Origin of the sequence: Pseudoalteromonas sp. SG43-8, assembly GCF_014164245.1 — a bacterium.
Taxonomy (GTDB): Bacteria; Pseudomonadota; Gammaproteobacteria; order Enterobacterales; family Alteromonadaceae; genus Pseudoalteromonas; species Pseudoalteromonas distincta.
Genome location: NZ_JACJEX010000001.1, coordinates 926919 through 949687 on the forward strand (window position 1 = coordinate 926919; position 22769 = coordinate 949687).

Annotated in this window: 18 protein-coding genes; 6 read left to right on the forward strand and 12 right to left on the reverse strand. The window is 39.6% G+C overall.

The window, feature by feature from the left end; genetic code table 11:
* Positions 1-4 precede the first annotated feature (4 nt).
* Entirely contained in the window at positions 5-1399 is a 1395-nt protein-coding gene (locus H5122_RS04210) for a RimK family protein (protein ID WP_182681363.1), read from the reverse strand.
* Positions 1400-1692: 293 nt separating this feature from the next.
* Here H5122_RS04210 and H5122_RS04215 point away from each other — a divergent pair, with 293 nt between their 5' ends.
* The gene (locus tag H5122_RS04215) at positions 1693-2031 is read left to right on the forward strand and encodes a zinc ribbon domain-containing protein YjdM (RefSeq protein WP_182681364.1); all 339 of its coding nucleotides are present in this window, start codon (positions 1693-1695) and stop codon (positions 2029-2031) included.
* A 143-nt stretch (positions 2032-2174) separates the two neighbouring features.
* Here H5122_RS04215 and H5122_RS04220 read toward each other — a convergent pair whose 3' ends face one another.
* The 5 genes from H5122_RS04220 to H5122_RS04240 form a co-directional block, all read right to left on the reverse strand.
* The gene (locus H5122_RS04220) at positions 2175-2993 is read right to left on the reverse strand and encodes a DUF2971 domain-containing protein (RefSeq protein ID WP_182681365.1); all 819 of its coding nucleotides are present in this window, start codon (positions 2991-2993) and stop codon (positions 2175-2177) included.
* Positions 2994-3400: 407 nt separating this feature from the next.
* A complete protein-coding gene (locus tag H5122_RS04225) occupies positions 3401-3877 on the reverse strand; it encodes a GreA/GreB family elongation factor (protein WP_007582643.1) in 477 nt (158 codons plus the stop codon).
* Between the two features lie 181 nt (positions 3878-4058).
* The gene (secF, locus tag H5122_RS04230) at positions 4059-4994 is read right to left on the reverse strand and encodes a protein translocase subunit SecF (protein WP_182681366.1); all 936 of its coding nucleotides are present in this window, start codon (positions 4992-4994) and stop codon (positions 4059-4061) included.
* Complete coding sequence (gene secD, locus H5122_RS04235) at positions 4987-6825, reverse strand: protein translocase subunit SecD (protein WP_182681367.1); 1839 nt, start codon at positions 6823-6825, stop codon at positions 4987-4989. Before secD ends, secF begins: the two co-directional genes overlap by 8 nt.
* A 108-nt stretch (positions 6826-6933) precedes the next feature.
* A complete protein-coding gene (locus H5122_RS04240; protein WP_182674193.1) occupies positions 6934-7395 on the reverse strand; it encodes a hypothetical protein in 462 nt (153 codons plus the stop codon).
* A 101-nt stretch (positions 7396-7496) separates the two neighbouring features.
* Here H5122_RS04240 and H5122_RS04245 point away from each other — a divergent pair, with 101 nt between their 5' ends.
* The 4 genes from H5122_RS04245 (at position 7497) to H5122_RS04260 (ending at position 13930) form a co-directional block, all read left to right on the forward strand.
* Positions 7497-9275 (forward strand): ABC transporter ATP-binding protein/permease, encoded by a 1779-nt coding sequence (locus H5122_RS04245; protein ID WP_182681368.1) that lies wholly within the window; start codon positions 7497-7499, stop codon positions 9273-9275.
* A gap of 240 nt (positions 9276-9515) precedes the next feature.
* Complete coding sequence (locus H5122_RS04250) at positions 9516-11594, forward strand: M13 family metallopeptidase (protein WP_182681369.1); 2079 nt, start codon at positions 9516-9518, stop codon at positions 11592-11594.
* Between the two features lie 258 nt (positions 11595-11852).
* A complete protein-coding gene (locus H5122_RS04255) occupies positions 11853-12566 on the forward strand; it encodes a YebC/PmpR family DNA-binding transcriptional regulator (protein ID WP_182681370.1) in 714 nt (237 codons plus the stop codon).
* A gap of 41 nt (positions 12567-12607) precedes the next feature.
* The gene (locus H5122_RS04260; RefSeq protein ID WP_182681371.1) at positions 12608-13930 is read left to right on the forward strand and encodes a leucine-rich repeat-containing protein kinase family protein; all 1323 of its coding nucleotides are present in this window, start codon (positions 12608-12610) and stop codon (positions 13928-13930) included.
* Positions 13931-14009: 79 nt separating this feature from the next.
* Here H5122_RS04260 and H5122_RS04265 read toward each other — a convergent pair whose 3' ends face one another.
* The 6 genes from H5122_RS04265 to glk all read right to left on the reverse strand — a co-directional run bounded on the left by H5122_RS04265 (position 14010) and on the right by glk (position 21237).
* Entirely contained in the window at positions 14010-15134 is a 1125-nt protein-coding gene (locus H5122_RS04265; protein ID WP_024597617.1) for a sterol desaturase family protein, read from the reverse strand.
* A 205-nt stretch (positions 15135-15339) separates the two neighbouring features.
* The gene (gap, locus tag H5122_RS04270; protein ID WP_002959757.1) at positions 15340-16344 is read right to left on the reverse strand and encodes a type I glyceraldehyde-3-phosphate dehydrogenase; all 1005 of its coding nucleotides are present in this window, start codon (positions 16342-16344) and stop codon (positions 15340-15342) included.
* Between the two features lie 9 nt (positions 16345-16353).
* The gene (eda, locus tag H5122_RS04275; protein WP_002959756.1) at positions 16354-16974 is read right to left on the reverse strand and encodes a bifunctional 4-hydroxy-2-oxoglutarate aldolase/2-dehydro-3-deoxy-phosphogluconate aldolase; all 621 of its coding nucleotides are present in this window, start codon (positions 16972-16974) and stop codon (positions 16354-16356) included.
* A gap of 33 nt (positions 16975-17007) precedes the next feature.
* On the reverse strand, positions 17008-18858 hold the full coding sequence (gene edd, locus H5122_RS04280) for a phosphogluconate dehydratase (RefSeq protein WP_182681372.1): 1851 nt from the start codon (positions 18856-18858) through the stop codon (positions 17008-17010).
* 334 nt (positions 18859-19192) lie between these two features.
* Entirely contained in the window at positions 19193-20206 is a 1014-nt protein-coding gene (locus tag H5122_RS04285) for a LacI family DNA-binding transcriptional regulator (protein WP_002959752.1), read from the reverse strand.
* 38 nt (positions 20207-20244) lie between these two features.
* The gene (gene glk, locus H5122_RS04290) at positions 20245-21237 is read right to left on the reverse strand and encodes a glucokinase (RefSeq protein ID WP_182681373.1); all 993 of its coding nucleotides are present in this window, start codon (positions 21235-21237) and stop codon (positions 20245-20247) included.
* Between the two features lie 290 nt (positions 21238-21527).
* Between glk and H5122_RS04295 the strand changes: the two genes are divergently transcribed.
* Positions 21528-22544: a LacI family DNA-binding transcriptional regulator gene (locus H5122_RS04295; RefSeq protein ID WP_024596123.1), complete on the forward strand. Its 1017-nt coding sequence runs from the start codon at positions 21528-21530 to the stop codon at positions 22542-22544.
* Positions 22545-22769 lie beyond the last annotated feature (225 nt).

Sequence of the window (22769 nt, forward strand, 5' to 3'; positions counted from 1 at the left end):
GTTATTACCCACGGCCTCGTGCTTCTAAGCGTTGTTTAAACTCATCCATAATGATCATGTATAGCTCGTCGCCTAAATAGCCGTCTTCTACCTTGTGATCAATACTTGGGTTGTCGTTTACTTCAAGTACATATGCTTTGCCTTGATGCTCTTTAACATCTACGCCATATAACCCCCTACCCACTGTTTTACATGCTTTTAATGCTGCATCTAATACCGCTTTTGGTAACTCAAAGGTTGGCAGAGTTTCAAAGCCACCAGAGAAAAAACGTTTAGCATCGTGGTTATAAATTTGCCAATGGTTACGCGCCATTAAATAGCGGCATGCATAAATTGCACGGCCGTTTAACACACCTACTCTCCAATCGTATTCGGTATACATGTACTCTTGTGCAAGCACTAATGCGCTATATTCAAACAGCTCTGTAAGCTTAGCGGCAAGCTCATCACGGTTTGAAACTTTAAACACACCTTTGGAGAACGACCCTTCAGGCATTTTTAAAACAAGTGGATATGTAAACGCTTCTTCTAATTGCTCAAGCGTTTCATTTGCTTGATCAGCCACTACAACCGTTTTTAAACTTGGCACTTTTTGATAATTAAATGCATCGTGTAAATACACCTTATTACAACAACGCAAAATAGACTCAGCATCATCAATAACCACTAAACCCAGGCTTTGCGCTTTGCTTGCAAGGCGATAGGTTGGGTGGTCAATCGCTGTAGTTTGGCGAATAAATAACGCATCAAACTGGGCAATGTTATCAATTTCGTCAAAGCTTAATGCTTGTGCATAAATACCGTGTTTAGCCGCTGCTTTAATAAAACGTGCAATGGCGTCTTTGTCACTCGGTGGTACTTTTTCGTTATGATCAACAAGTATTGCCATGTCCCATCTAAAACGACGTTGCACAGAACTAATACGCCACTGCGTTTTAGTAAAGTTATCTAGCTTGGCTACAAATTCGCTGTACTGCTGCTCGCTTAAAGACGACAAAGACCCTTGTTGCAATAATCCTTGTTCATCAACAAATAAAATAGGCGCTGGGTATTGTTTAAATACCGACTTTGCCGCTTTTGATTGTAAATCGTTTTGGGCATTACCAAAGTAAAGTGTGCCATCTATTTGGCCCACATTTAACATAGGAGCTTGGCCACTACGAAGAGCATTAATGGTTTTTACACTGGGTAAAACTTGGTGCTTGCGCGCCTCTGCAAGTAATGAGCAATAGTAACCTTTGCTCAAGTATTGGCTTGAGTCGCACAGATTAATAATGCGTGTTTTTGGTTCGTTATGTTTTGGGTAATCACGTAAGTAGGTATTAAACGTAATTACATTTTCGAACGATTGAGCAAGCGTTTGCTCGTTGTTATCAACCACAATTAAGGTTTTAAACACGACTTTTCCTAGTTAAGTCAAAATATAAAAAGCATGCTTAGTAAAATACTAAGCATTATAAATAGAAACACCCATCGTACTAAGTGGGCATTGCGCGAATCACTTAATATGATGGGTGCTTTAACAGGTACCTACTGTACGAGTTAGCGCTTAAATTGCTTAAGCGACATGTGCTTTATATGCCCTTTTTTAAAAACGCACAAACGAGATATTTTTAGCGTGAAGATGAAAAATATTGATTAACTAATAACGCAGATTAAAATACGCAAAACAATACCTTATGAGAGTTAAAAATGTCGCTGCCTGCTTGCCCAAAATGCCAATGTGAATATGTTTACGAGGACCAACAACTGCTTGTTTGCCCCGAGTGCGCCCATGAGTGGAACCCTAATAATACAAGCGATGAACACGCAATTTTAGTTAAAGATGCCAATGGCACTTTGCTAAATGATGGTGACAAAGTGACAGTAGCCAAAGATTTAAAAATTAAAGGCAGCTCGCAAGTAATTAAAATTGGCACCAAAGCGGTAGTTAGAAGAGTGCTTGATAAAAAAGATCACGAGCTAGATTGTAAAGTAGATGGCATTGGCGAAATGATGGTAACAGCAAAGTTTGTAAAAAAGGCTAACTAGTAGGTCGGATAAATGGCGAAGCCATGCTATCCGACAATAGATTTATGAACAAAGGTAATAGTTTATCGTGTTGGTAATTAGGATGGGTGATGTGGGGCTTTAGGTTAGAGAGCTCTGGCTACCCGATTATGAATATTTTGATACTAAACAATTTCGATTTTATAGCTGTTATTTTGCAAACGAGCCGTTTTAATTAATATATTTTTACAAAGCCCAGACACAATTTTTAAAAGTAGATTCCTTTCCGCTTCAGGCATTTTGTCACCAATAACTATTTCTTTTAATGAACTGGGTGAGTAATTATGAAAAGATTCTTGGTTCAATGACATGACTCTAAATTCTTTTTCATATTCCCAATCAGTTGATTTAGTGGCTATTGTTTCTGTGACCTTTTGAACAAAATTGATATCTGAATTACTATAAAGACCTTCGGAATGTATAAACTCATTTAATTTTAGTATGTTGGGTTTATCTTTATACTCAACAATAATGGGTCTCATAGACTCCTTTGTTGACTTAAAAAGGTCTTTTAATAATTCATCGCCATTAAAAACTAAACAGAACCCTCTAAGCCCATTGGCATAATGTGACCACATTAGGTTATTTGTCAGAGGATTTTTAGTTTCATCTTCCATTGAGAAACAAATGACTTTGGAATTATGAACAATACTTATAAATTTATCTAAATCATGCTCTGCAAATTTTTTAAAAAGCTCTGTTTGAGCATATTTCCCATCGACCAACTCTAACTCTGAGAGAATTTTATTATATTCTTCAACACCAACTTCATCTTTGATTTTGCATTCAAAGTTTGTAAGTTCATCAATATTTATATGGTGGTCTTTAATATGGGCACCTTCAAAAGGATCATTAAAATCATTTAAGCTTGAGAACCAGAGCTGATTATTAGCTAAAGCAGAAAGATTATTAGTATTCACTTCTCTGAATTTAAATAAAGACAAAAATATCTCCAAATTAGTTGTGACAAATATTGCTAATATACATAACAGCTTGAACACAACTGTGGGAGCTATACCCCCAAACGACGTGTATTACTTAGCCCAATAATTCCACTAAATAACTTTAATGTAAACAGATGATTACCCATGTAATAAAATGGGCTCTGTTGTTTTGCACCAAAACGACTTTTAATAATGTTATGAGACAAAATTATCTTTGTCGGATGGCACTTCGCTTACCCGACCTACATTTAAATATTACATATTCACTATGTTAGGTATCAAAACATAGCTGTAGGTTGGATAAATGGCAAAGCTATGCCATCCGACAATTAATTTATGAATATAAATAAGCGATTATTACGTTGGCATAGCTTTGTCAGATGGTGTTCTCTAAAAAAACCAAAGCTTTATAAAATCTCTACCACCACATATTCGTGGGCTTTACCTGCAATTGTTAACGTAATTTCATCATCAATCTGTTTATTTAGTAACTGCTTACCCATTGGTGCGCCGGGTGTTACAACAGCAATTGCGTGCTGTTTAACATTTACCGTTAAACCACCAGCGGCTGGGCCTAAATAAAACCATTTTTGCGCTGCGTTATCATCTTCTAAACATACCAGCGAACCTATAGCTATTTTGTCGGTTGGTTTTTCGTTAAAAGCAGGCTCAAACAATTCTATGCTTTTATAGCAATCGTTTACGCGCTGGGCTTGGCCTTGTGCTAAATAAGCGGCTTCAAGCCCTAAGGTATCGTATTTATTTTCGGCTATGTTTTCTTCATGTGTGGCGGTGTCATGCGCGGTTTTTGCCGCTACTTTTGCTGTTGTAAGCTGCGCTTCTAGCGCAAAACGAAGATGTTCGATAACGTGGGTTTTATTCATGGGGATTAATACAATACTGGCAGTAAAAATAAGGCAGTTAGTTTAACATTTTTGCTAGGCTTAAAACCATTATTTTAAACCCCGCAAGTTTGGTGGGAATACTAGCGGGGCTTAAATTAGCATTAAACAAGCAAAGAGCCGTTGGTTGGTGCAGCTCTTTGCTTGTGCTTTATTAAAAACCTTATGGCATATCTAATAATTTTTGCGTGTGGGCATCTACTTTAACTTCGTAGTTTTTAGCGCTTAAGCCCAATAGCTCTGGCAAGGTTGCCGCTATACAAATAGACGAGAACGTACCAACTACAATGCCGGTAAATAATGCAATAGCAAAGCCTTGCAGTGGTGCGCCTGCAAGTAACCAAACGCTCGCAACCGTTGCAAGTGTGGTACCCGACGTTATTAAGGTGCGCGTTAGTGTGCTTTTAATCGCATTATTAATAATAGTCGCTGGGCTAAGTATATTGTTTGATTGAACACGTAAAAGCTCACGCACTCTATCCCCTACTATTATTGAGTCGTTAAGTGAGTAACCAATAATAGCCAGTAAACTTGCCAGTACGGTTAGGTTAAATTCAATTTGTAATAGTGAAAATAACCCAAGTACGAGTATTAAATCGTGCACTAGCGCAACCACAGACCCTACCGCTAATCGCCATTCAAAACGCACTGCAAGGTAAATCATTACCGCAATCATTGCAGCAAACATGGCTAAACAACCCTGATCAAATAACTCATCGCCCACTTGTGAGCCAATATAAGCCGACGATAAAACCTGTGCGTTTATATCATCGTTTTGTGTAACAGCGCTTTGCCAATCAAGGCTATTAGCTGTGGCTGATGAACTTGGCGCTTCTCTTAATTGAAAATGACTATTACCTTGCGCGGTTAGCTCAAACTCACCGTTGTGATTTTTAGCAATAAACGATTGAAGCTCTTTTAGCTCAACGCTTTGGCTGGTTGTAAACTCAGTTAAATAACCGCCGGTAAAGTCTAAGCCGAAATTTAACCCTTTTTGCGTAAGCGTAAATACGGATAGCAACACTAACATGGCGCTTAAAAGCATGCCCATAAAACGTAAACGTGTACCCTTTTCACCTTTCAAAAAAGTCTTAAGCATGTGCTTTTACTCCTGCTTTTTTACCCATTTTTAAATACAACGTTTGGCTTAATATTTTTGATACGTACACACCTGTAAATACAGACGTTAAAAGCCCCAGTGTCAATGTAATGGCAAAACCTTTAACGGGCCCATAGCCTATGCCGTATAAGATAAGTGCGGTGATCATGGTGGTTATATTGGCATCAAATATTGTATTTGCGGCTTGTTTATACCCCTCTTGAATAGCTTGATATGGTGCACGGCCTTTACGGCGTTCTTCTTTAATACGTTCAAATATTATTACGTTAGTGTCTACCGCCATACCTATAGTTAGCACCAAGCCTGCAATACCCGGCAGCGTTAACACAACCCCTGGTAATAATGACATTAAACCCACAAGCGACGTTAAATTTAATATAAGTGCTACGTTTGCAATAAGACCTAAACGGCGATACCAAAGCGCCATAAATGCAAGCGTAATACCCATGCCTAACATAAGCGCGGCTAAGCCATTACTAATATTTTCGCTGCCGAGGCTTGGCCCTATTGTTTGTTCGTGCACAATTGTAACGGGCGCTGTAAGCGAGCCTGCGCGTAGTAACAATGCCAGATCGGCTGCCGCTTGTTGGCTTTTCATATTGGTAATACTAAAACGCGAACTTAAATGCTGAGCAATATTGGCAACGTTAATAACTTCGCTTTTTTTAACTACTTCGCCTTTAGCGTTTTGAGAATACTCAGAGTAAACCGTCGCCATTGGCTTACCAATATTGGCTTTTGAAAACGCCGACATTGCATCCCCTCCTTGGCCGTCTAGGCTTAGCTGTACCAATGGTTTACCCCAATCGTCGCGGCCTATGTTTGCATTATTAATATGGTCCCCTGTAAAAATTGGCACAGGATCGAGCTTTATGGTTCCGCCCGATTGCATATTAAATGTTTGCCCGCCAATTTCTTTTAATTGATAAAAACCAAGCGATGCTGTTGCACCAATAATACGTTTTGCTTCGGTTGGATCTTGCACGCCTGGTAGCTCTATACGAATACGATGCTTTCCTTGGCGCTGTGTTACCGCTTCGGTAATGCCTAACTCTTCAATACGTGAACGAAGGGTTGTAAGTGTTTGCCCCATTACTTCTTTATCAAAGCTGCTGCGGCCTTGCTCCGAATAACTAAATTTGGCAGTTTTAACGCTGCCATTATTGCTTGTTATAACGGCTAAATTAGCAAATCGGCTTTGTAGCTCTTCAATAACTGGGGTTAACTTGTCGGTTGCATTAGGCAATGCGTTTATTTCAAACCCGTGCTGAGTTTGCTGCGCTTTTACGCCATGTGCTTTTTGCTTAATAATGATTGATTTAGCTTGTTGATACGCGCTGACTAATTGCTCATCAACGGCTTTATCTAAATCTACGTCTAGTACAAATAGCACACCGCCATTTAAATCAAGGCCCAGCTTTATTGGTGATAAACCAAAATTTTGTAACCATGTAGGGCTGGTTGCATGCTCAACAATTTTAACTTGCGTGTTTGGGTATTGCGCTTTTATAGCCGCTTGCGCCTGAGCGCTTTTAGTTGGCTCGTTTAAAAGTACATTAATAGTTGATTGCTTATCTAAGCCCTGCTCAACCTCAAGCCCTTGGTTATTTAAAAAAGTAACTAGGGTTTTAGTGCTCGGTAAAGATTGCGTTTCGCTGTGCGGGCTATTACTTACGTGCAACCACGATTTATTTGGATATAGGTTTGGTAATGCGCTAATAGCTAATAAAACCAGTACTATTAGCATGGCTATATAGCTTAATTTGAACTTAGCCGTGGACGGCTTTTTATCTTTTTTAAAACTTAACATGTTGAATCCTTATTGCCAGCAAAGCTAGCAACGTACTTTTTAAAAGCACAATTAATCTGCAGGCTAAAACTTTAAAAGTTAAAACCTAATAAAATTAAATAAGGAAAATTAAGCGTGGTAGGTAGTTACGGCAGTGTAGAGTAAGTTAACGTCTTTCCAGCCACTTAAGCGCGACTTTTTACTATTAGTTACAAGCGTATACCAAGGTTGTATGCGGTTAACGGCTCTCGGTCGTAAAAATATATGCCTAACAAGATTTTGAGCAAAAAATTCAAAAACCACATCGTATTCAGGCTCACTTTGCACAGTATGCAAAAACAATGATGAATTATTGGCAGTTAATCTTGGTTGGTGCGCGTTAAAATCGGTTTGATGCGTTTTTTTATGTTGCGAAGTATCTACAGACTTACTAATAGGCTGTATTTTAGTTAAATCGGTAATATCAGTAGGAGAAACCTGCGTGCTAATATTTATATTTAAATTTTGTGAGGCGCCCATAGCATTGCTCTGCACACTAAAAAGTGCAGCAAGTAGCAAAAAGGCAGTTAAAAACACTCTAAATTTAAACATTCACGTTTTAAAACTAAAATAGGGGATGCGTAGTATATAAGGGCAAGCATTTAAAATACAATGCTTATTAATTAAGTATTTAGTTTTAACAGAGATCACTAATGCGCCCCAGACAAAGCACAGAAAAACGACCAGACGCCATGAATTTACGCCAAAGTGTAAAAACACTCTGGCCCTACCTTACAAAATTTAAAGGCCGTGTTTTTATTGCACTTTTGGCGCTTATAGGCGCAAAAGGTGCCACTTTGTTAATGCCTTGGGCGCTTAAAGAAATAATAGACTCGGTAGATAAGTCAATTAACCCACTGTTAGTTATCCCTGCTTTATTGTTATTGGTGTACGGTGCACTGCGTTTTGCTAGCGTATTTTTAGGTGAGATAAGAGATGCTGTATTTTCTCGCGTAACCGAGCACGCTATGCGTGATATTGGTTTAAAAGTATTTAAGCATTTGCACTCACTTGAGCTGGCTTTTCATTTAGATAGGCAAACCGGTGGTATTAGCCGCGATATAGAACGCGGTACGAGCGGGTTAAGCTTTTTAATGCGTTTTTTAATGTTTAACATTGTGCCTACTTTATTTGAAATACTGACCGTTGCGATTATTTTTGGCACGTTGTTTTCTGTTTGGTTTGCGCTTATTACATTACTGGCAGTTGCTATTTATATTACCTTTACGGTGGTTGTTACCCAGTGGAGAAACCGCTTTATTCGCGAAGCAAATGCTGCCGACAATCAAAGTAATACCCGCGCCATAGACAGCCTACTTAATTATGAAACTGTAAAGTATTTTAATAATGAGCAGTTTGAAGCAAAAACGTACGACACATTTTTAGCAAACTGGGAAAAAGCCCGTTTAAAAAATAGAATGTCGTTGCTCGCCCTCAACTCAGGCCAAGCACTTATTATTGCTTGTGCTATTACCGCGTTAATGTGGTTGGGCTCAACCGAGGTAGTTGTAGGTACGCTTTCTATTGGTGAACTTGTGATGATTAACGCGTATATGATTCAGTTGTTTTTACCGCTTAACTTTTTAGGTTTTGTGTACCGCGAAATAAGACGCGCGCTAACCGACCTTGAAAACATGCTTGGACTACTTAACAAAAAACCACAAATAACCGATGCACTTAATGCTAAAGAACTCAATATTAGACAAGGTGAAATAACATTTAATAATGTAAGTTTTAGTTACGATGCGTATCGCCCTATTCTTAATAATCTTAGCTTTAATGTTAAAGCAGGCAGCAAAGTAGCCATTGTTGGTGCCAGTGGGGCTGGTAAAAGCTCATTAGCGCGACTGCTTTATCGTTTTTATGATGCAAGCGCTGGTGAAATTAGTATTGATAATCAAGCAATAAACTCAGTAACACTTAATAGTTTACGAAAAGCCATTGCAATAGTCCCGCAAGATACTGTGCTGTTTAACACCACCATTCGTGAAAATATCGCTTACGGTAGACCATCAGCAAGCGATGCTGAAATTGACGAAGCCATTGCTATGGCGCATTTAAAAGACTTTATAGGCACACTTGATAAAGGCGATAAAACACTGGTTGGCGAGCGCGGCTTAAAAGTATCCGGCGGCGAAAAACAGCGTATTGCTATTGCCCGCGCCATTTTGAAAAAGTCCCCTATTTTAATTTTTGATGAAGCAACATCCGCACTCGACTCTCATTCTGAGCAAGCAATACTTGCTGCAATGCGTGAAGTTGCCAGTAATCATACGAGTATTGTTATTGCTCATCGCCTTTCTACTATTACCGATGCAGACACCATTATTGTGCTCAAAGCCGGACAAATTATTGAGCAAGGTAAGCACGATGAGTTACTTACACTCGCCGGAGAATACGCCCGTATGTGGGAGCTTCAGCATAAAAAATAAATAGTGTGTAACCCCTCTTAGCTCGGATACCTTCAAGTATTCGAGCTAAATAAAGCGTTTATAGAACCTATTAGCCTTTCTCTTTACTCCTATATTAGTTTTATCGAGCACTGTGGTGATTCACCTCAAAAGATTTGTTTGTCTGATTAATATCAATAACAATCGATAAGTTAAATATTCGTAACAATAAAAATAATTCACTGCAGCTTAAATTCAATCAGTGATACTCAGGAGTAAGTAATGAAAAAGAGCTTAATTGCCGCAGCATTAGCTGCCACATTTATTACCGGTTGTTCAGAACCGCAAACAACAAAAACAGACGAACAACAACCTAAAGTAGCCACTACAGCAGTGACACAAAAAGCAGAGTTAGGTAGTTTTGGTGTTGATCTAACAGCCCGTAACGAAGCCGTTAAACCAGGCGATGACTTTTTTATGTATGCCAGCGGCACGTGGTATGACAACTACGAAATGCCTGCAGATAAAACCCGCTATGGTGCATTTTCTGGATTAGCTGAGCGCAGCGAAGACGATGTTAAAGCTATTATTGAAGAAATAGCAGCACGTAAAGATTTAAACGCAGAAGAAAAACTCGTTGCTGATTTTTACAATGCCTATATGGATACCGAAACACTTAATAAACTCGGTGTCGCGCCTATCAAGCCATTATTAAGTGAAATTAGTGATATAGCGTCAACTGACGATTTAGCTGAGATGTTTGGTAAGTCTTGGTTAACCGGTAATAAAGCCCCTTTTGGCGGCGGCATGTGGTTTAATCGCCTAGACCCTAATAAATATGAAATGTCACTAGGTGCTGGTGGCTTAGGTCTACCCGATCGTTCTTACTACCTTGAAGACGCTGAGCGCTTTGTTAAAACCCGTACAGCTTATGTTGCCCACATTGCTGACATGCTTGAGTTTGCAGGAGTAGAAAATAGCGCAGAGCGTGCTCAAGCAATTGTTGATCTTGAAACCAAAATTGCACAAGGTCATTGGCCTCGTGAAAAGCGCCGTAATCGCGATTTAACGCTAAACCAAATTGAACGCGCCGATTTAAGCACTGCTTATCCTGGTTTTAACTGGGATTTATATTTTGCGCAAACAGGTTATAAAGTACCTCAGTTAAATGTATCTCAGCCTGAGCCAATAAAAGCGATGATTGAGCTAATCAATCAAGAAGATATTGCAGTATGGAAAGACTACCTAACGTATCACGCTATTAGCGGTAACGCAGGTTTACTATCAGAAGACGTATTTAATACTAACTTTGCTTTTTTTGGTAAAGAACTAAACGGACAACAAGAGCCTCGCCCTCGTTGGAAGCGTGCAATCAGTGAAATGTCGGGTACAAGTTCGCTTGGTTTTGCTATTGGTAAAATATACGTAGAACGTTACTTTCCTGAGTCATCAAAACAACAAATGTCAGAGCTGGTTGAAAACCTTCGTACAGCCCTTGGTGAACGTATTGATAACCTAGAATGGATGGGCGATGAAACTAAAGTAAATGCGCGCGCTAAACTGGCTGCATTTGTACCAAAAATTGGTTACCCCGATGTATGGCAGTCTTATGAAGGTTTAAGCATTACTAAAAACGATTTAATCGGTAATGTGAAAAACATGCGTGAATTTTTTCATGCAGAAAGTGTTGAAAAAGAGCTACAAAAAACAGACCGTAACCGCTGGGGCATGACGCCACAACGCGTAAACGCTTACTACAATAGCTCGTTTAATGAAATTGTATTTCCGGCTGCGATATTACAACCGCCGTTTTTCGATCCAAATGCCGATCCGGCTGTAAACTATGGCGGTATTGGCGCTGTAATTGGTCACGAAATGGGTCATGGATTTGACGATCAAGGTTCAAAATCAGACGAAAACGGTGTGCAACGTAACTGGTGGACTGATGCTGACCGCGCTGCATTTGACAAAAAAGCCGATCAACTGGCTGCGCAGTACAGTAAATACGAGCCAATAGAAGGTAACTTTGTTAATGGTCGAAATAGCCTTGGCGAAAACATTGGTGATGTAGGTGGGCTATCAATGGCTTATCACGCGTACAAGCTCAGTTTAAATGGTAAAGAAGCGCCTGTTATTCACGGCGTTACTGGCGATCAGCGTTTCTTCCTTGCGTGGGCACAAGTATGGAAAGAAAAACGTACTGAGCAAAGCATGCTTAACCAACTGCGTGGTGGCACACATGCCCCAGGTCGCTTTAGAGCACAAGCGCCGCGTAACCACGATGCATGGTACAAAGCGTTTGATGTAAAACCAGGCGATGCGTTATACCTTCCTGATGATGAGCGTGTACGTATTTGGTAAGTAACACTTACTTTTTATTACTTAGTAAGGCAACCTGTTATACAGGTTGCTTTTTTATTGAATTAAATTTACACACAATAGATATAATTCCAACGTCTAGAACCCTCGATGATCCCATTAATAAAATACAGTTTACATGGCTTTTAAACGTTACCGATTTAATCTGTTTTAATACTTACTAGCCCTTGAATGCATTTACCTTTAGAATACGCATTATAATTTTATTCTATTATTTACATATATTAAGGCGAAACGCAGATGGGAAGAGCTTACCAAAACAAAAAAGATTCAATGGCTAAGACTGCGGGTGCTAAAACTAAAGTTTATTCTAAGTACGGCAAAGAAATTTATATTTGTGCAAAAAACGGCGGTGTAGATCCAGATGGTAACTTATCATTACGACGTTTAATTGAACGCGCTAAAAAAGACCAAGTACCAGCACACGTTATTGACCGCGCAATAGAAAAAGCAAAAGGCGGCGGCGGTGAAGACTACGCAGCAACACGTTACGAAGGTTACGGCCCTGGTAACTGTATGATTATTGTTGACTGTTTAACAGACAACAACAAGCGTACCTTTGCTGATGTACGTGTTTGTTTTACCAAAGCAAATGCTAAAATTGGCGCTCAAAACTCTGTGTCACATTTATTTGATCACCTTGCTATTTTTGTATTTGACGGTGATGACGACGAAGCTGTACTTGAAGCTCTTATGATGGCTGATGTTGATGTAACTGACGTAGAAGTAGATGACGGTAAAGTTACTGTTTTTGCTCCTCATACAGAGTACAACAATACACGTACAGCGCTTGAAGAAATGGGCGTGACTGAATTTGACGAAGACCTAATTAGCTTTGTGCCACAAATTGAAACACCGATTGAAGGTGAAGACGTTGAAGTTATGGAACGCTTTTTAGCAATGTTAGAAGATTGCGACGACGTACAAAACGTTTACCATAACGCGCAATTCTAAAGAGCGATTTAGTAAGTTAGAACGACTTTAAGCCAACAGCTATGTTGGCTTTTTCATTTTTAGAACATGGTATTAATATGAACTCCCTTAAAGAGCTTAAAAGTGGCAAACTTGTTGGTGCTACTCGCCTGCAATTGGTAGAAGAGCTAACGACATTTCCTGAAGAAATCTTTAGTTTAGCTGACACGCTTGAAGTTCTCGATTTATCAAATAATAACTTATCAACACTACCTGATGAATTTACCTGTTTAACACACCTGAAGCGTGTATTTTTATCGTTTAATCAGTTTAAGCATATTCCTAAAGTGCTCGCTAAATGCCCTGCTTTAATTATGGTCGCGTTTAAAGGTAACCAAATTTCTGAATTTGCTTTAAACAGCCTGCCAAAAAATATTGAGTGGCTAATACTCACCGATAATACGTTAAGCGAATTGCCTGAAGATTTTGGTAATTATACCAAGCTTAAAAAGCTTGCGCTTGCAGGCAATCAACTTAAGCAACTGCCAAGTAGTATGGCGCAGTGCAAAAACCTTGAGCTTGTTAGGCTCTCTGCTAATAACTTAACACACGTAGACGACTGGCTGTTTGAATTGCCTAAACTTGCTTGGCTTGCATTCGCCGGTAACGATTTTAATAAAGCCCAGTGCCTTACAAAATGCAGCTTAGAAAATAAACCTCTTAACGATTACACACTTAGTCATGTTATTGGCCAAGGTGCATCGGGCGTTATTCATTTAGCGCAAGCTATTGAAAGTGCTGTAGCGATTAAATTATTTAAAGGCGCAATTACCAGCGACGGCTATCCGCTTGATGAAGTAAATTGCTGCTTACAAGCAGGCGATCACGCTAATTTAATTAAAGTACTTGCCTACATTGATCAAAGTGATCAGCTAGGTTTAGTAATGGAGCTAATAGATAAAAGCTTTGCTAATTTAGGCCTGCCTCCAAGCCTTGAAACCTGTACGCGTGATACCTTTAATAATGATTGCCATTACTCAACTCACGCTATTTTAAAAATTGCACAGCAAATGGTAAGTACCTTACATCACTTGCATATTTGTAAAGTAAGCCATGGCGACGTGTATGCGCATAACACCATGATAAACAAAGATGCTGATGTATTATTTGGTGATTTTGGTGCAGCCACAAACTTAGCCATGTTAAGTGATTATCAACAAAAGCAAATCGAGTTAATTGAAGTACGTGCATTAGGGTGTTTAATTGAAGACTTATTAGGCACGGTAACTGGCGATGATAGGCATAGTGAGCTCTTTATTAAAATGTCCGATATGGCAAAATGTGCCATGCAACCTACGCTAAATCAAAGACCTACATTTACTGAGTTTTTAGCAGAGCTAAAATAAATTTAATATTAATAATATAAGCGAGCAAAATGTAACACCTTGCTCGCTTTTATTTTATGTTTATTCGGATTTTCCGTACTTATTTAGTGCGCTTAAACGGGTAAACCTGTTGTTTAAGCATACCTACGGGCATGTAATCCCCGACTACACCATACGCTTGTGGCCACTCTTTTTGGCCTTTAACAGCAGTACCAAACACATAATCTAAAAACGAAAAATGTGCAGCGTAATTTCGGTCAATCGCGGCTTTATCTGACGCATGATGCCAATGGTGAAACTGCGGTGTAACCATAAAATATTTTAGCCAACCAAATTTCACACGCACATTTGCATGGTTAAACACAGCCTGCAAACCCACAATTATTACGTACAAACTAATTATTTGCTGTGAAAAACCAAGTACAAATATAGGCGTGAGCACTAAGCTGCGCGTTACGAGTATTTCAAGAATATGCTGGCGAGAGCCCGCTAACCAATCCATTTCTTTAGCACTGTGATGTACGCCATGAAAGCGCCATAATAAAGGGACTTCGTGATAGGCACGATGCACCCAATACTGCATTAAATCAGCCACGAGTATTATTAAAAACAACTGCACTATGAAGGGTGTTTGCTCTATATAACCTTGTACTGTAGATGATACAGCCCAGCCAAAGCCATAATGCACAAAGTGGTTAGTAACGAGTAATACAAAACCAATAATTAAATGATTTACAAAAAAGTGGTTTAAATCGCCTCGCCATTCGCTACGTAATATTTTTTGATCTTTACGATGAGGTAATAACTTTTCAATCACAATAAATATAAGTGTTGAGCCGAGTAAATCTAAAATAAACCAATCAAGCCCTATATAAGGTGTATCAGAAGCAAATTCGTTTACTTCAACGTTTGGTCCGCCAAACATAATAGCGAGTAAAATAAAAAACCACGCTGTAGCCCCTAAACGCTTATTGGTATTACGTACAAAGTTAAGTAATCCTAAACTGCCCGAGACCAATAATGATGCAAACATAAGCTGACGTAAAAAGTCGACGCTGTAGCTTTTTCTCAGCTCTGGTGTGGTTAAATATTCAGGAAAGTGAAACGCTAATACGCCTAAGCAACTCAGTATTGCTAAAAAGCAGGCTATGTAGCCACTTATGTTGCCCTCACCTATCTGAAGATGATTTGTGCGAAATACTTTTCGCGATAGAGCTCTGATCATTTTTATTATTCCTTGCGTCGTTGAGTTGATTAAATACAACGAAATTCCATTGATTTACACACCCACATATTAACAAAATTTAGGGTATAAAAAATACAAATAGTTCCCTTCTAATTTTGAATTGCAAATATACAGATAAACTAAACGCAAAAAAGCCACGCAATGCGTGGCTTGGTTGGATAAAGCTAAACTTTTACAAGGTCAATTATAAGTACTGACCTAATGCTTTAACTTGGTCTAACATGCGGTTTGAGAAACCCCACTCATTGTCGTACCAAGCCATTACTTTAACTAGTTTGCCATTGGCTTTAGTTTGCGTTGCATCAAAGATAGACGACGCTGGGTTATGGTTAAAGTCGATAGAAACAAGCGGAAGCTCGTTATATTCTAAAATACTCTTCATTGAACCCGTTGATGCTTCTTTCATGATTGCATTGATTTCTTCTGCAGTCGTATCACGCTTAGTGATAAACGTAAAATCAACTAAAGAAACATTGATTGTAGGTACACGTACCGACATACCATCTAATTTACCAGCAAGTTCTGGTAATACTAAACCAACAGCTGCCGCAGCACCTGTTTTAGTTGGGATCATAGATTGAGTTGCACTACGCGCACGGTATAAATCTGGGTGGTAAACGTCAGATAAGTTTTGATCGTTGGTGTAAGCGTGAATAGTCGTCATGCTACCTTGCTCAATACCTACTGTGTCGTTAATTGCTTTTGCAATTGGCGCTAAACAGTTAGTAGTACAAGAAGCGTTAGAAATGATATTGCTGTCAGCATTAATTACGTCGCTGTTTACACCATGCACTACTGTTGCATCTAAACCAGTACCTGGAGCAGATACGATTACTTTTTTAGCGCCTGCAGTAATGTGCTTAGCGGCGTCATCACGTTTAGTGAAAAAACCAGTACATTCTAAAACGATATCTACGTTTAGCTCTTTCCACGGTAAGTTTGCAGGGTCACGCTCTTGCGTTAACGTAATTACGTCATCCCCAATTAGCATAGTATTGTTTTCAAGTGTTACTTTTTTTGAAAATTGACCATGAACAGAGTCATATTGCGTTAAATGTGCATTTACGTTAGCTGGTGCTAAATCGTTAATTGCTACAATTTTAATTTCGCTGTTTTGGGCTGACTCATAAAGTGCACGTAAAACATTTCTACCGATACGGCCGTAACCGTTAATTGCTACATTAATCATTTTAGACTCCTATTTAAGTTCACTTGCTTGGCGAGCAAGCGCTTCAATTGCTTGCCAGTCTTTATTTTCAATTAGTTGTTTATCTAGCATCCACGTACCACCAACACAAATAACGTTGTTAAGCGCTAAATAATTAGGAGCAGTTGCTAGGCTAATGCCGCCAGTTGGGCAAAAAGTAATATGTGGTAATGGGCCACCGATTGATTTAAGCATAGCTGTTCCGCCTGCAGCTTCTGCTGGGAAGAATTTTAAATACTTAAAACCATGCGACGCAAGTTGCATAACTTCACTTGCAGTTGCAGCGCCTGGTAAAAATGGTATATCTGATGTTTTAGCTAAAGCAATAAGCTCATCACTAACACCTGGACTCACCATAAAATCAGCACCAGCGGCAACCGAAAGATCAAAACTTGCCTTATCTACTACCGTACCAGTACCTACATAGGCTTCAGGTACTTCTGCTTTCATTAGCTTTACAGCTTCTGCAGCAATGGGTGTACGTAGTGTTATTTCTAAGGCTTTTAAGCCACCGTTGTATAAAGCTCTTGCAAGTGGTGCTGCATCTTCTAATTTTTCGATTACAACCACTGGCACTACGGGTGCCGATGCTAAGATTTTTTCAATACTCATTACTTGTTCCTCATTACCCAGTATGGCTAATATTTATTCAAGTCCAAAAGCACTCGCGCCTAAATCGGCACTGCTTACGATATTTCTAAATCCAGTAAATAATTCACGACCTGTACCAAATGTTGCACTTGGCAGGCTAAGTTCTGCTTCACGCTTAGCAAGCTCTTCGTCGCTAACGTGTACTTTTAAGATTCCGTTTGGCGCATCAAGCGTCACTAAATCGCCTTCTCGGATTTTAGCAATAATGCCGCCTTCTACTGCCTCTGGTGCTAAGTGAATAGCAGCAGGTACTTTACCTGATGCACCCGACATACGACCGTCAGTAACAATGGCTACTTTAAAGCCTTCATCTTGAAGCGTTGCCATTACTGGCGTTAACTTGTGTAGCTCTGGCATACCTTTCGCTTTAGGGCCTTGCTCTTTTAGCACGGCAATAAAGTCTTGGTTTAATTCGCCACGAGTGTATGCATCTTGAAGAGCACCTTGCGAGCTAAATACTTTTGCAGGAGCAGTAACGGTTTGATGTTCTTCAGCAACCGCTGACACTTTGATAACAGCTTTACCTAAGTTGCCAGTTAGAAGTTGCAGACCACCTTGCTTACTAAATGGGTTACTCACTGGACGAAGTACTTCTTCATCGTGCGAGTTTGCTGGGCAATCTACCCATTTAACTTTAGTTGGGCCGGTTGAGTCGCTCATGATCAAGCTATCGTCTTTATCCAAACGAGGCTCTGTCATGTAAGGTGCTAAACCATCGCCTAGCATTGTTTTAACGTCTGTGTGCAAGTAACCAGCGCTTGCTAGTTCTCGCATCAAGAAACCCATACCGCCAGCTGCTTGGAAATGGTTTACATCAGCTGAGCCGTTAGGGTAAATACGTGTAAGTAATGGTACAACTTCTGATAAATCAGACATATCTTTCCACGTAACCTGAATGCCCGCCGCTTTTGCTATCGCAACAATATGGATAGCATGGTTAGTAGAACCACCTGTAGAAAGCAGGCCTACTAAGCCGTTTATGATCGTTTTTTCACTGATCACATCGGCTAAACACGGGCTTTCTTTATCATCTATAAGCTGCTTAAGCATTGTCTCTACAGCATTACCTGTAAGGCCATCGCGAAGCTCAGTGTAAGGGTTAATAAACGAGCTACCTGGAAGGTGTAAGCCCATTATTTCCATCAACATTTGGTTTGAATTGGCAGTACCGTAGAACGTACATGTACCAGCGCTGTGATAAGACGCACTTTCAGCTTCGAGTAAGTCTTCGCGGCTCACTAAACCTTGTGCAAACTTTTGGCGAATACGTGCTTTTTCTTTATTCGGAATACCTGATTGCATTGGACCTGCTGGTAAAAAGAACACAGGTAAATGACCAAACGACAATGCACCAATTAATAAACCCGGGACGATTTTGTCACAAACACCTAAACAAAAAACGCCATCAAACACATCGTGCGAAAGGGAAATTGCCGTAGACATAGCAATTACATCGCGAGAAAAAAGTGAAAGTTCCATGCCGTCACGCCCTTGCGTAACACCATCACACATTGCAGGAACGCCACCAGCAACTTGAGTTGTAGCATCGTATTTTGTTGCAATGTCTTTAATTAAATCTGGGTAGTCTTTGTATGGCACATGAGCCGATAACATATCGTTATATGAGTTGATAATAGCAAGATTTGGTTGCTCATCAGCCTTTAAGCGCGCTTTGTCATCACTGCTACATGCAGCCATAACATGGGCTATATTTCCGCAACCTAAACCGGCACGAACTCTTGTTTGTTTTTTTGCGTGCGAAATGCGATCTAAATAATCTTGACGGGTATTTTTACTGCGTTCGATAACGCGCTGGGTAACTTCTTGAATACGAGGATGTAACATAATTTAACTCATCTCTATTAGTTAGAGGATAAAGGCTCAGTAGCAACTACAGACTCCACGTAAATAACTGTACTGAGCATCTTTGATTTACCCGTTCAAAGGTACGCTACCAGGGAGCCTCTCACAACAACCCTGACACCGGTGTCACTGTATTAACGCATAGCAATGACACCGGTGTCAACCCCGGGTAACAAAAATAGTTTAATATTTTAACATGACCGAATAATGACCTAATTGATTTTTAGGCACAAACCATGTTTTAGCAAGTTCAGAGTAAAAAAGCCCGAATAAGCGTCACTCATATTCGGGCTACTGTGAAAGTGTTTTAAACTCACTATTTTATTGCTGAGGTAGACTCGCGTGTAATCAAGCGCGACTCAAGCGTTACCTGATACGGCTGCTCTTGTGGTTGAGCTATGTGTGAAATAAGTTGCGTTACGGCTTGTTTAGTCATTTCTTCAACGGGCTGTGCAATCGTTGTTAACCCAGGCCAAATATGACGTGCAATGGGCGCATTATCAAACCCAGCTATTGAAATGTCATCAGGCACTTTTAATTGGCGCTGAGTTGCTAATTTAAGTACGGCAGCCGCCATGTAATCGTTTGATGCAAATACAGCGGTTGGCCTAGGGGATAAATCTAATATGCTGCGTGCACTATCTACACCTGAGTGATAACTAAAGTTACCCTCCTCGACTAAGCGCTCATCAAATTCTATACCATGGCTTGCAAGTGAACGCCTGTAACCTTTAAAACGTTGTTGCGTGGCACTGTGATCCGGGTGCCCTTTAATAAAGGCTATAGATTTATGACCGAGGTTAATTAAATGCTCGGTAATCTCAAATGCGCCTTGCTCGTCGTTACTACGCACTGAAATTGAATCATCTTGTAGTAAAGCTGAAGCAACTCTTGCATAAGGAATTTTTTTAGATTTTAAAAAAGAAGCAAGCTCAGCAAAATCACCAAAAGGAGGTGTTAGCACAATGCCATCTAATCGAGAAGTCTGTAGTAATTGCTCAATATTATTTATAAGTGCTTCACCACGAAACTCACAAGGGTGTATCAATAAATTATAGTTGTTTTCTTTACACGCTTCTAAGGCGCCCGTTTGCACTCGGGTAATATAACTTTTACTTGGGTTGTCGTATAAACAGCCAATAATAAAGCTACGATTTTGAGCAAGACCTCGTGCAATTGGATTTGGGGTGTAATCAAGCTCTTTAAATACCGCAAGCACCTTTTCTCGGGTGGCGGCACTTACATTAGGCTCATTGTTTAACACGCGTGAGACGGTTTTTTTAGAAACCCCTGCATGGCTTGCTACACTATTTATGGTTACTTTTTTCATCTGTCCATTATCCAAATACAACCTGTAAGACCAAAGCCCTATTTGCTATCGTGTAAACACGCAGCAGCGCCAATAAGCGGTATGTTGTCTTGTGTTACGAGTGTTACAGGGATTTGTCCTGCGTACTGCGACATAATACCCTTTTGCGAAAATCGTTCAACAAAACGACTCTCAAGAAGTCTCGCTTGCATACGAGGTAGTATTCCACCGCCAATAAATAATCCACCTAACGCGCCATAAACAACCGCTAAATCACCGGCAACACTGCCAATCCAATCACAAAACTGGTTTAAGGTTGCATCACACACGTCACATTCACCACTATTTGCAAGGCTGCTAATCTGTGCGGCATCTAAATTTTTAGCTGTTACACCCTTAACCGCAGACATTGCTTTGTATAAATGCGTTATGCCAGGACCTGAAAAAACTGTTTCGATAGAAACATGGGGATGATCTTTACGTAACTCATTTAATAATAAAGTATCGAGTTCATTAACAGGTGCAAGTGATATATGCCCTCCTTCTGAACTTAGCACTGCGGTAGATTGAGACGTTCTAACTAAGCACGCGGCACCAAAACCAGTACCTGGACCTATAACACCAATGTTTGCGTTATCATCAGCTTGACCTGATTTAACAATGACGTTTTGTTTAGGATCTAAGTAAGGTGCAGCGTAAGCAAAGGCAGCAAAATCATTAATGACTTCAAGTTGCTGTAAATCGAAATGAGTTTTAAATTCACTGACGCTAAAATGCCAACCTAGATTGGTTAAATGCACTTGCCCAGCTTTTATTGGCCCTGCAACGGCTAAACATGCGCGTTTGGGTGAAATATGCGGGACTGTTTGTAAGTATTGCTCAAGCGCACTTTCAAGAGAACCAAAATTGGCACTAGGAAAAATATTAATGTGCTCTATTATAAATTGGTTAGTCTGTTCATTAAAAGCAGTTATTAAAGCAAAGCGGGCATTAGTGCCGCCGACATCAGCAACTAAGATGGGATCAAATTGGGCAGAAGCGTTTGGGCTCATAGTATTATCTCTTTTGTTAAGCGACTCATGCTTATTATTTTACAATGGTGTACCATTGTTATTTATACTTTGAGCTATCACCTCAAAGTAGCTATCACAGTAAAAAATGCTGCCTATAAAGATATAGACAGCGAATACGTTTTGACAACAAAATGATAAAACAATGACATTATGACACCGGTGTCAGGAATTTATCAATAAAAATATACGTTAATTCACAAAAAGCTTGAAATTATTCATCAATAAACGAAAATGACACAATTATTTATCAAATTAATTAAGTTGTAACAATGAAAGGTAAAGCCACCTCATTTGATATTGCCCACTATGCAGGGGTATCTCAATCAACTGTATCTCGCGCTTTACGTAACAGCCATCTTGTTAATGAAGAAACACGTAAGCGTGTTTTCGATATAGCCAAAAAGCTTAATTATAAAGTTGATAAAAATGCGAGTAACCTTCGCACCCAACAAAGCAGCACGCTTGCATTATTGTTGTTTGAAGATCCCACTTCTGACGAGTCCCAAATAAATCCTTTCTTTTTAGCCATGCTTGGCAGTATTACCCGTGCTTGCGCTAAAGAAGGTTACGATTTATTAGTTTCATTTCAATCGGCCAGTGCTGATTGGCAAGCAGACTACGAAGACAGCCACAGAGCTGATGGCATTATTTTACTCGGGTATGGCGATTACATTGATTACCAACCAAAATTTAACACCTTACTTGAACAAAACACTAAGTTTGTTTGCTGGGGTGCAACGGTAGATAACCGTCCCGATTTAACTGTTTGTTGTGATAACTACGGTGGCGGTAAGCTCGCCGCTGAGCACTTTATTGCGCATAGCAGAACTGATTGCGCTTTTATTGGTGATGCTTCTGATCACAGCCCCGAATTTTTTAGTCGTTTTCAGGGTTTTAAAGATGAGCTATTGGCTAACAACGTTAAAATAAATGAACGTAAAATGGCTAATGCTATATCTACTGAAGAATCAGGTTATCACGCCACACGCTCACTAATTGCTAATAATATTAAATTTAACGCCTTATTTGCTGCAAGTGACTTAATTGCTATAGGGGCTATACGCGCACTTAAAGAAGCAAATATTAACGTGCCGAAAGATGTTGCGGTAGTCGGCTTTGATAATATAGCCATTGCAAGTTATGTAAACCCACCACTAACTACAATAGAGCAAAACACCACTATTGCTGGGCAAATGTTAGTAGAGAACCTATTAAAACTGATACGTGGTGAAGAAGTTCAAAGCACCCTGTTGCCTCCTATTCTCATTCCTAGAAAGTCAAGCTGAGCCTTCTCTTTCCATGTATATGCCGACTACATCCATTCACATTCGTTTACAAATAAGAAAACCATTTAAAAACAGACAATTAAAAAAAAATTAGCGAAAAAAATCACTTTTAAGGCCCAAAACTGACTGTTTCAGCACCTATTGCGTAGTTACTCACCATTAACCGCATTTACTATTTAGTTTCAATAATGTAAATTTATTGTGATGCTATATTTCACTTTGTTT